The sequence below is a fragment of the Arthrobacter sp. BC5 genome (assembly GCF_056680255.1).
The window spans coordinates 1,770,313-1,784,069 of sequence record NZ_CM155273.1 but is presented as its reverse complement, the minus strand read 5'-3'; the positions used below and the strand labels follow the sequence as shown (position 1 = coordinate 1,784,069).

12 protein-coding genes are annotated in these 13,757 nt (G+C 69.4%); 5 read left to right on the top strand and 7 right to left on the bottom strand.

The genetic code is table 11. The features are described from left to right. Nucleotides 1-12: 12 nt before the first annotated feature. The gene (locus tag AC1MFI_RS08235) at nt 13-2,550 is read right to left on the bottom strand and encodes an excinuclease ABC subunit UvrA (RefSeq protein ID WP_479820829.1); all 2,538 of its coding nucleotides are present in this window, start codon (nt 2,548-2,550) and stop codon (nt 13-15) included. A 157-nt stretch (nt 2,551-2,707) separates the two neighbouring features. Between AC1MFI_RS08235 and AC1MFI_RS08230 the strand changes: the two genes are divergently transcribed. Continuing rightward, complete coding sequence (locus AC1MFI_RS08230) at nt 2,708-2,983, top strand: hypothetical protein (protein ID WP_479820667.1); 276 nt, start codon at nt 2,708-2,710, stop codon at nt 2,981-2,983. Between the two features lie 15 nt (nt 2,984-2,998). Here AC1MFI_RS08230 and AC1MFI_RS08225 read toward each other — a convergent pair whose 3' ends face one another. From AC1MFI_RS08225 to pdhA, 3 genes are read right to left on the bottom strand one after another with little or no spacing between them, the layout of a single operon-like run. Continuing rightward, a complete protein-coding gene (locus tag AC1MFI_RS08225; RefSeq protein WP_479820666.1) occupies nt 2,999-4,459 on the bottom strand; it encodes a dihydrolipoamide acetyltransferase family protein in 1,461 nt (486 codons plus the stop codon). 1 nt (nt 4,460) lies between these two features. Further along, the gene (locus tag AC1MFI_RS08220) at nt 4,461-5,537 is read right to left on the bottom strand and encodes an alpha-ketoacid dehydrogenase subunit beta (protein ID WP_479820665.1); all 1,077 of its coding nucleotides are present in this window, start codon (nt 5,535-5,537) and stop codon (nt 4,461-4,463) included. Then, on the bottom strand, nt 5,534-6,727 hold the full coding sequence (gene pdhA, locus AC1MFI_RS08215) for a pyruvate dehydrogenase (acetyl-transferring) E1 component subunit alpha (protein ID WP_479820827.1): 1,194 nt from the start codon (nt 6,725-6,727) through the stop codon (nt 5,534-5,536). Before pdhA ends, AC1MFI_RS08220 begins: the two co-directional genes overlap by 4 nt. 240 nt (nt 6,728-6,967) lie before the next feature. On the opposite strand from pdhA, the gene AC1MFI_RS08210 reads away from it, so the two are divergent. From AC1MFI_RS08210 to AC1MFI_RS08200, 3 genes are all read left to right on the top strand, one after another. Further along, nucleotides 6,968-7,411, top strand: a complete 444-nt coding sequence (locus AC1MFI_RS08210) for an Lrp/AsnC family transcriptional regulator (protein WP_479820664.1) — start codon at nt 6,968-6,970, stop codon at nt 7,409-7,411. A gap of 102 nt (nt 7,412-7,513) precedes the next feature. Then, nucleotides 7,514-9,643 carry a heavy metal translocating P-type ATPase gene (locus tag AC1MFI_RS08205; protein WP_479820663.1) on the top strand — a complete coding sequence of 710 codons (2,130 nt, stop codon included), beginning with the start codon at nt 7,514-7,516 and terminating at the stop codon, nt 9,641-9,643. A 532-nt stretch (nt 9,644-10,175) separates the two neighbouring features. Beyond that, the gene (locus AC1MFI_RS08200) at nt 10,176-10,904 is read left to right on the top strand and encodes a DUF305 domain-containing protein (protein ID WP_479820662.1); all 729 of its coding nucleotides are present in this window, start codon (nt 10,176-10,178) and stop codon (nt 10,902-10,904) included. A gap of 113 nt (nt 10,905-11,017) precedes the next feature. Here the strand turns inward: AC1MFI_RS08200 and AC1MFI_RS08195 are convergent, their stop codons facing one another. Then, a complete protein-coding gene (locus AC1MFI_RS08195; protein WP_479820661.1) occupies nt 11,018-11,281 on the bottom strand; it encodes an HPr family phosphocarrier protein in 264 nt (87 codons plus the stop codon). A gap of 317 nt (nt 11,282-11,598) precedes the next feature. On the opposite strand from AC1MFI_RS08195, the gene AC1MFI_RS08190 reads away from it, so the two are divergent. Further along, nucleotides 11,599-12,003 (top strand): hypothetical protein, encoded by a 405-nt coding sequence (locus AC1MFI_RS08190; RefSeq protein ID WP_479820660.1) that lies wholly within the window; start codon nt 11,599-11,601, stop codon nt 12,001-12,003. Between the two features lie 46 nt (nt 12,004-12,049). Here AC1MFI_RS08190 and AC1MFI_RS08185 read toward each other — a convergent pair whose 3' ends face one another. Both AC1MFI_RS08185 and AC1MFI_RS08180 read right to left on the bottom strand, forming a co-directional pair. Further along, the gene (locus AC1MFI_RS08185; protein WP_479820659.1) at nt 12,050-12,883 is read right to left on the bottom strand and encodes a GAF domain-containing protein; all 834 of its coding nucleotides are present in this window, start codon (nt 12,881-12,883) and stop codon (nt 12,050-12,052) included. A 185-nt stretch (nt 12,884-13,068) separates the two neighbouring features. Beyond that, a complete protein-coding gene (locus tag AC1MFI_RS08180) occupies nt 13,069-13,689 on the bottom strand; it encodes a hypothetical protein (protein WP_479820658.1) in 621 nt (206 codons plus the stop codon). Between the last annotated feature and the right edge of the window lie 68 nt (nt 13,690-13,757).

The window sequence follows — 13,757 nt, the reverse complement described above, 5'->3', positions numbered from 1 at the left end:
AGCGCCGGCGCCTCAGCTGCTCGGGGTCGGATGCCGGCGATCGAGATGCGCTGCGAGGTACGGGGCCGTGACGCTCACCTCCGGCGCGAGCGCGGCGATCCGGCGAGGAGTACCTGCGGCCACGATCCGCCCGCCGTCCGAGCCACCTCCGGGCCCGAGGTCGATCACCCAGTCCGCCGCCGCCACGACCGCCATTGTGTGCTCGACGACGACCACCGTGTTGCCCGCGCCCACGAGCCTGCGCAGCTGCGCCAGGAGCAGGACGACGTCGGCCGGGTGCAGCCCGGTGGTCGGCTCGTCCAGCAGGTAGAGGGTGTGTCCGCGCCGGGCACGCTGCAGCTCGGTGGCGAGCTTGATGCGCTGCGCCTCCCCTCCGGACAGCTCGGTGGCCGGCTGGCCCAGCCGCAGATAGCCCAGGCCGACCTCGCGGAGCGTGGCGAGGGAGCGGGACGCGGACGGGATGTCGGCGAGGAACACGGCGGCGTCGTCGACCGTCATCGCGAGGACATCGGCGATGGTGCGCCCCCTGAGCGTCACCGAGAGGGTGTCCTCGTTGTAGCGCGCTCCGTGGCACACGGGGCAGGGTCCGTAGCTTCCGGGCAGGAACAGGAGCTCGACCGAGACGAATCCCTCGCCCTGGCAGGTCTCGCACCGGCCGCCCTGCACGTTGAAGGAGAACCGTCCGGCGCCGAAGCCCTTCGATCCGGCGGCGTCCGTCGCGGCGAAGGCCTTCCGGACGGCGTCGAAGAGCCCGGTATAGGTGGCGAGGTTGGAGCGCGGGGTGCGGCCGATGGGTTTCTGGTCGACCCGCACGAGGCGGTCGATGCATTCCAGGCCGGTGATGTCCGCGACGACGGTGCTGCCCGCCTCGGCGTCATCCTCCCCCGGCTCCGCGTCCACCGGGGTGTCGTTGCGCACGTGCTGCCCGACGGCCTCGGCGAGGACGGTGCTCACCAGCGTCGATTTGCCGGATCCCGACACCCCCGTCACCGCGGTGAGCACACCCACCGGCACGTCGGCGTCCAGTCCGTCCAGGTTGTGCCGCCGGATGCCCCGGAGCCGCAGCCAGCCTGCCGGCTCGATCACTGCCCCATCCTCCGGGGCTGGTGCGGCCCCCAGCGACAGGAACGGAGCCGTGACGGATCCACGGACCTGCGCGAGGCCGTCGACGGGACCGCTGTAGATGATCGTGCCGCCGCCCTCCCCCGCGCGCGGACCGACGTCGACGATCCAGTCCGACCGCCGGACGACGTCCATGTTGTGCTCGACGACGAAGACGCTGTTCCCGGCGTCCTTCAGTGCTTCGAGCACGGCCAGGAGCGGCTCGACGTCGGCGGGATGCAGCCCTGCGGACGGCTCGTCCAGGACGTAGACGACGCCGAAGAGACCCGACCGGAGCTGCGTGGCGATCCGCAGCCGCTGCATCTCGCCCGGCGAGAGCGTGGGCGTCCCGCGGCTGAGGCTCAGGTACCCCAGGCCGAGGTCCACGAGGGTCCGGACCCGCTGGACCAGGTCCCTGCTGATGGTCGCCGAGACGTCCGCCCCCTCGCCCGAGGAGGCCGATCGGAGCGCTGCAGCGGGCCGTTCGATGGCGGCTGCGGGCTCGAGGTGGGCCACGAGGTCGGCCAGGGGCAGGAGATTGGCCTCCGCGATGGAGAGTCCGCCGAACGTCACCGCGAGCGCCTCCGGCCGCAGCCCGCTGCCACCGCAGGCCCCGCAGGGACCGGACTCCATGAAGGGCAGCACGCGATCGCGCATCTGCTGGCTCTTGGAATCGTGCAGCGTGTGCAGCACGTAACTCTTGGCGCTCCAGAAACGCCCCTTGTACGGCTTGGCCACGCGATCGCGCTGCGGCACGACTTCGACGACGGGCTGTTCCTCGGTGAACAGGAGCCAGGCCCGTGTCTCCTCCGGCAGCTCCCGCCAGGGGACGTCGATGTCGTGACCGAGCTCGCCGACGACGTCCCGGAGGTTCTTGCCCTGCCAGGCGCCGGGCCACGCTGCGATGGCGCCCTCACGGATGGTCAGGGACGGGTCCGGGACGAGCGTCTGCTCCGTGACGTCCCGCGCAATCCCGAGGCCGTGGCAGCGGGGGCAGGCACCCGTGGCGGTATTGGGCGAGAAGGCGTCCGATTCGAGCCTGCCCGCGGCATCCTCCGGATAGGTTCCGGCTCGGGAGTAGAGCATGCGGAGGGAGTTGGAGAGCGTGGTGAGCGTTCCCACCGTGGAGCGCACGCTCGGCGTGCCCCGTCGCTGCTGCAGGGCGACGGCGGGAGGCAGCCCGGTGATCGACCGGACCTGCGGATTATGTCCCTGCTGGATGAGCCGGCGCGCATACGGTGCCACGGATTCGAGGTAGCGGCGCTGGGCTTCCGCGTAGATGGTCCCGAAGGCGAGCGAGGACTTCCCGGACCCCGAGACACCGGTGAAGGCGACGACCGCGTCCCGCGGGCAGTCGACGTCGACGCCGCGCAGGTTGTTCTCGCCGGCGCCTCGCACGCGGACGAATCCTTCCCGGGTACTCGTCGCATCGGCAGGGGCGTCGTTCATCAGCTCGGTCACCAACCCCACCCTACGGTCGTGCGGGGCACTCCGAGGCACGGCCCCCGGCGCCGCTGATCATAGGCCGCGACTCATGCGAGTGGAAGGCACGCACCGGACCGATCGCGTGGTCGACCCGGGCAGCGCACCTTCCTAGGGTGGAGGGATGGCTGACATCAATGAAGAGTTCCCGACGCTGGACGACCTCAACCCCGACAACGACGCCCTGCCGCGGCCCTCCCGCCAGACGCACGGCAAGGCCGACGACCACGTGGACGACGACGCCCTCGCCCTCGCCACCGAGCGCGAAGAGGTTGCGCTCGGGCTCAAGGACTACGTCCCGGAGGACGTCCCCCCTGCCACGGACCCGCTTCCCGAGCAGTCGTCCGCCGAAGCCGACCTGGCCCAGCGCGGACTGCTGCACGGCCCCGACGACAGCTGACGATTCCAGCTCGCGCTACAGGTCGGCGAGCATGCCGCCCGGGTTCTCCATTGCGTCCGCGACGAACCGCAGGAACCCTCCGGCGGTGCCGCCGTCACAGACGCGGTGGTCGAACGCGAGCGTCAGCTCGGTCACCTTGCGCACCGCGAGATGACCGTCCAGGACCCACGGGCGGTCCATGATGCGTCCCATGCCGAGGATCGCGGACTCCGGATGGTTGATGATCGCCGCACTGCCGTCGATGCCGAAGACTCCATAGTTGTTGAGCGTGAAGGTGCCGGAGGAGAGGTCCGACGGCGTGGCCCTCCCCTTCCGCGCCAGTGCCGCGAGGCGGCGGATCTCGGCGTCGAGCTCACGCGCCGACATGGTGTCGGCACGCCGCACGCTCGGCACCACGAGGCCCCTGTCGGTCTGCGCGGCGATGCCGAGGTTGACGCCCTCGACCCGCACGAGCTCCTGGCTGCCGTCGTCGCCCGTCTCGATCCTGCTGTTCAGTTCCGGGTAGCGGGCGAGGCCGGCGACGACGAAGCGTGCCACGAACGCCAGGATCCCGGGCGCGTCGTCCGGTGTGCGGCGCTTGATGCCGTCCCGCAGCTCGACCAGGGCCGTGACGTCGACGTCCACCCAGACCGTCGCCTCCGGGATCTCGCGCCGGCTGCGGGACATCGCATCCGCGATCGTCCGGCGGACCCCGCGCAGCGGCGTCCGCTCGAGCACCGTGAGTCCGGAGCGGGCGTCCGGGGCCCCGGACGGCGTGACCTCCGCAGCCGCCTGCGAACGGGCCGCGATGGCCTGCTCGACATCGCGGCGCAGGATGAGCCCCTTCTCCCCCGAGCCGCTGAGGGCGTCGAGGCGCAGGCCGTGCTCCCGCGCGAGCCTGCGGACCAGCGGGGAGACGCAGAGAGGCGCCATCCGGTCCGCCGCCGGCTCCGGGGGAGCCGGCGGCGTCGCGGCCGCAGCGCTTCTCGGCGCGATCCCCTTCCGCGGTCGCGACCGTCCGCCGGACAGGCCGCCGGGGGTGCCGTACCCGATCAGCACGTTGCCCGATCCCTCGCCGGCCACGGGAGTGCTGTCGTTCCCGCCTGTCGCCGACGTCGGCACGCCTGCATCCTCGCGCAGCTCGGCGGCCGCGGCCCGCGTCCCGGAATCGCCGCGGGGGGTCGACGGGGCCGCCGTCGGCCCGGTGGGCGCTGCGGTTGTCGGTATCCCGAAGCCCGCCGGCCGGACCGACAGGAACGGCGCCCCGACGTCGAGCACCTCCCCTGGCCGTCCGTGCAGGACGGCGACGGTGCCGGCGAAGGGGGACGGCACCTCGACCACGGACTTGGCGGTCTCCACCTCGGCGACGGGCTGATCGACGACGACGGTGTCTCCCTCGGCCACGAGCCAGGACACCAGCTCGGCCTCGGTCAGGCCCTCCCCGAGATCAGGGAGGGAGAAGACCAGGAGCTTCGGCGTGACGGTCGGTGCGCTCATGTCAGTCCTCCCACTGCAGGTTGTCCACCGCGTCGAGGATGCGGTCCACGCTCGGCAGGTAGAGGTGCTCCAGCTTGGGCGACGGATACGGGATGTCGAAGCCGGTGACGCGGAGCACCGGCGCGGCGAGCGAGTGGAAGCAGCGCTCCTGCACGCGTGCCACGATCTCGGAGGCCACCGAGGCGAAGCCCGGAGCCTCGGCCACGACGACGGCGCGGCCCGTCCGGCGGACGCTCTCGCACACGGTCTCGTCGTCGAACGGGACGATGGAGCGGAGGTCGATGACCTCGATCGATCGGCCCTCCTCGGCGGCCGCAGCAGCTGCGGCGAGCGCCGTCGGGACGGACGGGCCGTAGCTGATGAGGGTCGCATCGGCGCCCGGCCGGGCGACGACCGCGCGCCCGATCCGCCGGGGTGCGTGCCCATCGTCGAAGGTCCTGCGGAGCTCCGCGAGATCGACCTCCTCCTTGGACCAGTACAGCTTCTTCGGCTCGAGGAACACCACGGGATCCGGTGACGCGATGGCCTCGCGGAGCATGAAGTAGGCGTCGCGGACGGTTGCGGGGGCCAGCACCGTGAGGCCGGGCGTGTGGGCGTAGTAGGCCTCGGACGAGTCGCAGTGGTGCTCGACGCCACCGATACCGCCGGCGTACGGGATGCGGATGACGATCGGCAGGCGCACCTTGCCCCGCGTGCGGTTCGGCATCTTCGCCACGTGGCTGACCACCTGCTCGAAGGCAGGGTAGGCGAAGGCGTCGAACTGCATCTCGACCACCGGCTTCATACCGTTCATCGCCATGCCCACGGCCATGCCCATGATGCCGGCCTCCGCGAGCGGCGTGTCGAAGCAGCGCCCCTCGCCGAAGCGTGCGGTCAGGCCGTCGGTGATGCGGAAGACCCCGCCGAGCACGCCGACGTCCTCGCCGAACATCAGGACGGCGGCATCGGCCTCCATCGCATCCGCGAGCGCGGCATTGAGCGCCTTCGCGAAGGTCGTCGTCGCCCTGGGCGCCGGTGCGGGGATGGCCTCGGGCCGGCGTGCGGCCTCCGGAGCCCGCGCTTCCGTGGCCTGCGTCATCGCTCCTCCCCGTCCGACCGGTCCTGGGTGCCGTCGTCCTCTGCATCGGCTCCGGCGTCCGCTCCGGTGCCTGCGTCCGCGTCCCGCGCCAGTTCCTCGCGCAGTTGCTCCGCCTGTTCGCGCAGCTGGGACGTCTTCTCCGTGTACACGTACTCGAAAAGCTCTGCCGGGTTCACCTCGGCCTCCGTGCTGAGTCCTCTGCGGATGGTTGCGGCGATCGCATCCGCCGCATCGGCAAGCGCCCGCTCGCCCTCCTCGTCCAGCAGGTTCAGCGCCCGCAGGTACGTGCGCATCCGGACGATCGGGTCCTTCGGCACCCAGCGCTCCACCTCGTCGGCGGAGCGGTAGCGCGTGGCGTCGTCGGCGTTGGTGTGCGCCTGCATGCGGTAGGTGTGGGCCTCGATGAGCGAGGGGCCCCCGCCGTCGCGGGCCCTGTCCACGGCGGCTCCGAGAACCGCGAGGAGGGCTGCGAGGTCGTTGCCGTCCACGCGCTCCCCGGGCATCCCGTAGCCGATCGCCTTGTGGGCGAGCGACGGAGCCACCGACTGGTTCCTGAGCGGCACGGAGATGGCGAACTCGTTGTTCTGGATGAAGAAGACCACGGGTACGTGGAAGACGGCGGCGAAGTTCAGAGCCTCATGGAAGTCGCCCTCGCTGGTCGCCCCGTCCCCGCACATGGCCAGGACCACCGTGGATTCCCCGCGGAGCTTCGCGGCATGGGCGACACCGACGGCGTGGAGGAGTTGGGTGGCGAGCGGCGTCGCCTGGGTGGCGACGCGGTGCTGGTGCGGGTCGTAGCCGCCGTGCCAGTCGCCGCGCAGCAGGGTGAGTACCTGGAGCGGATCGACGCCGCGCGTGATGACCGCCACGGTGTCCCGGTAGGTGGGGAAGAGCCAGTCCTCGTCGCCGAGCACGACGGCGGCGGCCACCTGGCAGGCCTCCTGGCCGTGGGACGAGGGGTAGACCGCCATGCGTCCCTGCCGGACGAGCGCGTTTGCCTGGTCGTTGATGCGCCGACCCGCCACGAGGTGCCCGTAGGCCCTGAGCAGTTGCGTGCCGTCGGGAAGGGGATACCGGTCGTCGTGGGTGTGCTGCCCATCCGGGTCCACCAGTCGAACAGGCTCCGCCGAGGGGAGCAGGGCACTGCCCGCCGTGGGCTGCGCACCGCCGTCGGGCGCTCCCCCCATCATGCTTCCGCGGCCGCCGTTGGTTGCCGTACTCATGTCCGCCTCCACTACCGGCCGCCCACGCGGCGCCCCTTCGAGGCGCCGGGCGGTAGCTCCGGCGCTGGATGCTGTGGGATCCAGTATGGTCAGCTGGCTCTCTTTGTATCCACGAAGGCGGGAAAGTGTGGATGATCACGATTTCTGAGGGGTATTCTGTGGACGAATCGGCAGTGTGAGCTGCATTACGCGAAGGAGCGTGGACACGTGGTGGATGGAGTTCTCGACGACGTCGACCGGAAGATCCTCGCCGAGCTCACGCGGGACGGGCGGCAGTCCGTCACCTCCGTGGCGGAACGCGTCCACATCTCCCGCGCCCATGCCTACTCCCGGATCGCCAGGCTCACCGAGGACGGCGTCCTGACGCGGTTCACGGCGATCATCGACCCGGCCAAGGCGGGCCTCCGATCCTCCGCCTACGTCACGCTGAAGGTGCGGCAGCATTCCTGGCGCGAGCTTCGGGACCGCCTCCGGCACGTCCCGGAGATCCATCACATCGCGCTCGTCGGCGGGGACTTCGACGTCATCCTCCTGGTGCGGGCCGAGGACAACGTCGGGCTGAGGCGCGTCATCTTCGACCAGTTGCAGTCGATGCCCGGAGTGCTGGACACGCAGACCTTCCTCGTCTTCGAGGACCTCGACACACGGTGAACCCGGGCGGACGGCATGGCAGGGTGCGGCGCGGAGCCGGTGGGCCGATCGCGCAGGCCCAGGACCTTGGCAGCATACCCGTGGGGGGTATACCATGAACCCATGGAACCGGCACAGCAGCACTCCCACCGCCACGGCCTCGGGCCCGGCCTCGAGGCCGGACACCACCGCATGGAGGATCACGGAGCCCTGACGTCCCATCCGGCCGGACCCGAGAGCCATGGCGGTCACGGCGGCCATGAGGGCCACGGCGATCATGTGGGCCGGTTCCGGCGCCTGTTCTGGATCATGCTCGTCCTGGCCGTACCTGTGGTTCTCCTCAGCAGCATGTTCGCGATGATCCTGGGCTACAGCCTGCCGGACATCCCCTTCGTCGCCTGGGTCTCCCCTGTACTGGGCACCGTCATGTATGTCTGGGGCGGCGCGCCGTTCCTCACGGGAGCCGTGGGTGAGCTCAGGAGTCGCAAGCCCGGCATGATGCTCCTGATCGCCCTGGCCATCACGGTGGCATTCGCCGCCTCCTGGGGTGCGAACCTCGGGCTTCTGCATCATGCGTTGGACTTCTGGTGGGAACTGGCCCTGCTGATTGTCATCATGCTGCTCGGGCACTGGATCGAGATGCGTTCCCTCGCGCAGACGTCGTCGGCCCTCGAATCGCTGGCTGCCCTGCTTCCCGATGAAGCCGAGAGAATCGAGGGCGACCGGATCACCACGGTCACCCCGTCCGAGCTGATGGTCGGGGACCTCGTCATGATCCGGCCCGGCGGCAGAATCCCGGCCGACGGGCGGGTCCTTGCCGGGACCGCCGACGTCGACGAATCGATGATCACCGGTGAATCCCGGCCGGTACGCCGCGGGCCCGGCGATCCCGTCGTCGCAGGAACCGTGGCCACCGACACCGCCCTGCGGATCGAGATCACCGCGGTGGGAGAGGACACGGCGCTGGCCGGCATCCAGCGGCTGGTCGCCGAAGCACAAGGCTCCTCCTCGCGTGCGCAGCGCATAGCCGACACGGCAGCAGGCTGGCTCTTCTGGTTCGCCCTCATCGCCGCGGCCATCACCGCCGTGGCATGGACCCTGCTGGGGTTCCCGGATGACGCCGTGATCCGCACCGTCACCGTTCTGGTCATTGCCTGCCCCCATGCCCTGGGATTGGCCATTCCGCTGGTGGTCTCGATCGCCACGGAGCGGGCTGCGCGCGGCGGCGTCCTCGTCAAGGACCGGCTGGCACTGGAGACCATGCGCACCGTCGATGCCGTGCTGTTCGACAAGACCGGCACCCTCACCAAGGGCCGGCCGGTCGTCAGTCACGTCGCATCCGTGGCCGGGCACACCGGACACGATGTCCTCAGCCTGGCTGCCGCAGCCGAGACGGACAGCGAGCACCCCCTCGCTCGAGCGATCGTCGACGCTGCCCGGCAGGGAGACCTCCCCGTGCCGCGGGCGACGGATTTCCGGTCATCGACCGCAGTGGGAGTCAGCGCAACCATCGACGGGCGCACCATCAGCGTGGGCGGTCCCGGGATGCTCCGACAGCACGCCGGCACACCGCTGCCCGAGACCGAAGCATGGAAGGACCACGGGGCCATCATCCTGCATGTCATCAGCGACGGTGCAGTCATCGGCGCGGTCGGCCTGGCCGACGAGGTCCGCCCGGAATCACAGCAGGCCGTCGACGCGCTGCACGCCCTCGGCATCGAGGTGGTCATGATCACCGGCGACGCCGAAGCCGTGGCCTCCTCGGTGGGAGCCGAGCTGGGGATCGACCGCGTCTTCGCCGGCGTCCTTCCCGAGAACAAAGCGGAGAAGGTTGCCGCACTGCAGCAGGAAGGCCGGAAGGTCGCGATGGTCGGCGACGGCGTCAACGACGCTCCTGCCCTCGCACAGGCCGACGTCGGCATCGCCATCGGCGCCGGCACGGACGTCGCCATCGCCTCCGCCGGCGTGATTCTCGCCAGCGATGATCCGCGTTCGGTGCTGTCGGTCATCGAGTTGTCCCGGGCGAGCTACCGCAAGATGAAGCAGAACCTGTGGTGGGCAGCGGGCTACAACCTGATCTCCGTGCCGCTGGCGGCGGGGGTCCTCGCACCCGTCGGATTCGTCCTGCCCATGGCTCTCGGCGCGGTCCTCATGTCCGTGTCCACGATCGTCGTCGCCCTGAACGCGCAACTACTGCGACGACTGGACCTCAGGACTCACCACGGTGTCCCCACGGGACAGGCACGACGCTGAGGAAAGGAGCAAGGACAATGACCCGGAACCCGGGTGTACGCGCGCTGATGTCCCTGCCGCGTTCCGTCCTCCCGTCCCTCCTGACCCTGGCAGGCCTGACGGCCATCATGGCCGGAATCCTTGCCATGCACGTCCGGATGGGCGGCCACGGTTCCACCGCCCCGAGCAGCCTCTGCGGTGGCGGCTGCGTGGACGAGATGATGCTGGGAATGTGTGCTGGCGATGGTCGTCGTCGGCATCGCGGTTCTGCCGGTTCCTGCCGGCCGCGCCCTCCTGTCCGCCATGCGCCGACGGGGGCTCCCTGCGCCGTCGGGGACGAACCGACCAGCGCCTCCTCCTTCACTGACTCGGCTCTGCATCAGCCGCACCTAGGATCCGCGGCCCGCACCCGCCCTTTACCGTGGGCGGCAGGACCCCTGTCCGGGCAGGACCGCGCTCGTACGCGCGGCCCGGCCCTCGCGGTGTCCGTCGTCTTCCTGCACCACACCACCCGTTGATACCCCACATCCGAGCATCGAAGGATCTGACCACCATGAAGCATTCCCTGTCTCTTGCGTCCCTGTCCGTGGCCGCCCTCATCACCCTGTCCGCCTGCGGCTCATCCTCGGGCGGAGACGCCGAGGGCGTGGGCGGCACGGGTGGGGAGAGTTCCGTGGCGACCGCCCCCAGCACCACCGCCGAAGCCGGCACCGGGTCCACCGCCGATGCGACGTCAGGCGCATCCGAGGCCACGGCCGAGCACAACCAGGCGGACCTGATGTTCACCCGGATGATGATTCCCCACCACGAGCAGGCCGTGGAGATGAGTGACCTGATGCTCTCCAAGGACGACATCAGCCCGGAGATCGAGGACCTCGCGACACGCATCAAGGACGCCCAGGGGCCCGAGATCGAGACCATGAAGGGCTGGCTGGAGGCCTGGGACGACGTCATGGGGCCGGACAGCATGGAAAGCGCGGAGATGGGAGACATGGACCATGGGGGTGGAGACACCGACGGGCACACCATGGGATCAGGGTCGGGACGCATGGACGGCATGATGAGCGAGGACCAGATGTCCGAGCTCGCGGCCGCCGGGGGAACCGAGGCGTCGCGCCTGTTCCTGGAATCCATGATCGCCCACCATGAAGGCGCGATCGAGATGGCGCGGGACGAGATCGACAACGGCCGGAACCTGGAGGTGATCGAGCTGGCCAGGACCATCGAGACGACCCAGGAGTCCGAAATCGCCGAGATGAAAGAGCTTCTCGCGGGTCTGTGATCTGCGCGAGCAGAGGCGAGCCGGATGGATCAGTTCCCGGCGCTGGGTGGGCGATCGACAACACCCCGGTCGCTTCACGGAGTGCGTGTGGCCGGTGGCGTGCAACGGAACGCTCAGTCGCCGGACAGCACGGCGACGATGGCGTTCAACGTGTGATCGGCCCCCACCCCGTCGCAGGTGACGGTCAATGATTCTCCGGCTGCGACCCCGAGACTCAGAACAGCCATCAGCTTGGACGCGTCGACCTGGTACAGCGGATCCCCGGTCAGGGCCAGGAGGACCTTCGCGCCGCAGTCTTCGACAATGGCTGCAATGCGGGTAGCCACGATCGCATGGAGCCCGCCCTCGGTGCGGACGATGACCTTCCGTTCGACCACGAGGTTCCCCTTCCGTCCGTCGGACCGACTCCGACGAGTCTTGCAGTATCGACGGCAAATGAGAAAGACCATCGGCACCCGGGTCGGGCGAGTCCCCTGGAGGCGTGGCTCGATCCCTGGCCCTCGACGCCGGGCGTGCGCGCCGTTTGCGACGAAGACAGGTAGCGCCTACTCGTGTGCGGACCGCGAGGACCGGTCACTGTTGCCAGAGTTGCCGGCGTGGCACGGGGAACAGGAAGCAGCAGGTATGCCATGGCGCAGGACGGTCCGATCCCGACTGGTCTGCGCCACCTGCAGCCGGCATGGGGAGGCACAGCATGATTCCAGTCCTCGACACGGCCGTCTTCGAGCAACTCGCCGAAGACCTCGGCTCCTACGCCGTCGTGTCCGATTTTCTGGCCTCCTTCGCTTCGCTGCTGACCGATCGCATCCAGCGGATAGAACGATCCGCCGGAGAGCAGGACGAAGCGGAGCTCATCACGGCGTTACTGAGCCTGCAGGCAAGTGCTGCGATGTCGGGGGCAGCCCAGCTAGAGGCATCAGCAACCCGCGCACTGGCCCAGCAGCCGGTTGGCTCGACGCCCACCGGGCCGCTCGTGCTGAGACTCCGGAAACAGGCCGACGCGTTCAGGGATGCTCTTGCCGACTTCCACCACGCCGGTTACGCCCCTGATGCACAGGCTCACCACTCGGGACGGTGGAGTTCCGCGACGGGGAACTGATGCGCCGGTCCGCACGCACTGCCACGACTGGTGCACGAGGGCACCGCTAGGGCTCGGAGAGCGGCTCCGAGCATGTTTCCCCTGGCTCGTCGGGCAGGATTCGTGGCCCATTGACCTCGTCCTCGACCTGCCGGGCGAGCGTGCGCAGCTTCTTGCCATCACGCATGGAGTATTCCCGTGGTTCCTGGTCGATCACGCACAACGTACCGATCGTCCAGCCTCCGGGACCCCGCAGCGGATAACCGGCGTAGAACCGGATGTAGGGCTCCCCCAGAACCAGCGGGTTGTGCTTGAACCGATCATCCTCACGAGCGTCCCTGACGATCAGCGGACCCGCAGTGCGGATCGTCGCGTTGCAGAAGGAGATCTCCCGCGGCATGTCCTGCCGGACCGGCCCGATCACGGACTTGAGGAACTGGCGGCGGTCATCGATCAGCGCGACGATGACGGAGCTGACGCGGAAATAGTCCTTCGCTTCCCTGGTGATCCGGTCGAATCGCTCCTCCTGCACGGTGTCCAGCAACCCGGTCCGGGTCACCGCGTGCAGGCGTTCCTGCTCCTGCTCCTCAGTGGTGAACAGGAAAGCTCCCGCGGCACCCAGCGCTCGCCGGGAGTCCGCCGATGAGCCCGACGGTGCATCATCGGAGCAACGGTTGATCCTGTTCCTGGCACCGAACCCGGACAACAGCTCGTTGGTCGCATCGGCCAGGATGTCGCACTCCTGGTCCTGCAGCACCAGCAAGCCTCCCAGGTACGCCTCGAGCTCGAAGAGAGAGACCGCCCCGCCCAGGCCGTAGTAACCGACCCACACGTTGTCGAGGGTGAGTGCCGTCTCGGACAGGGCCCTTCTCAGCTGCTGGATCTGAAGCTGTGCGCTCATCGTTCAAAACCTCCGCGTCGGCGGCCCCGCCCAAGGCGTCGGGCTGCCGTCGTATCACCTAGCCATGTGGTCGCCGCGCCCATTCATCAGCAAGCTTATTGCCTCAGGTTAGCAGTCCGGACCGCGGCGGCGGTCCTGTCCCGCGCCGGCCCGTGGGCCATGACCGCTCCGGATGTGCCTTCCCGCTAGCTGCGGCGCCGGACCGCCTTGGCTTCGGGGCTGAAGGTGACTGCCTGGAGACTGATGACGGGCGTGTACCACTGGGCCTCCGATGCCGGCAGTCCTGTCAGCCGCGTCCTGATCCAGGCACTGAGGTCGCCCGTCTGCCGGGTGTCGTCGATGACCTGTCGAAGCAACCAGCCTCCGCTTCGCGGCAGCGGTACCTTGGTCCCGTTGAGGAAGGACAGGACGAACTTCACATGCGCCGGAGCCCTCTGCTGCGACGATTCCTGGTCTGCCTCGTGCCGCAGGGCGGTCAGGGCGTGGTCGAAGAGGAGCTTCGAGCGGTCGAAGGCAGGGTGGGCGGGACGGATCACCGTGTGGAACGACACCCGGTGAAGGGGATGGACATCGGAGATGACGGTGAGGGCACCAGTCCGGGCCCGAATCTGCAGCCACACCAGATCATCCGGCACTCCGGACTGCTCGGCCAGGATGGGACGGACGCTGCAGGCGTCCCAGAGGGAGTCGATGGTGTGGTGCGACACGGGGAGATCCGGACAGGTCATGACGAACCCGTCTCCGACTTCCTCGACATCTACCTTGAAGACCAGCATCGCGTACCGCCTGCCGGGTGTGGACGACACCCGTGTTCTCAAGGTAGGAGCATGGTCACGCTACCGCCAGCAGCAAGGGGCCTCGCCGCTGCTGCAGA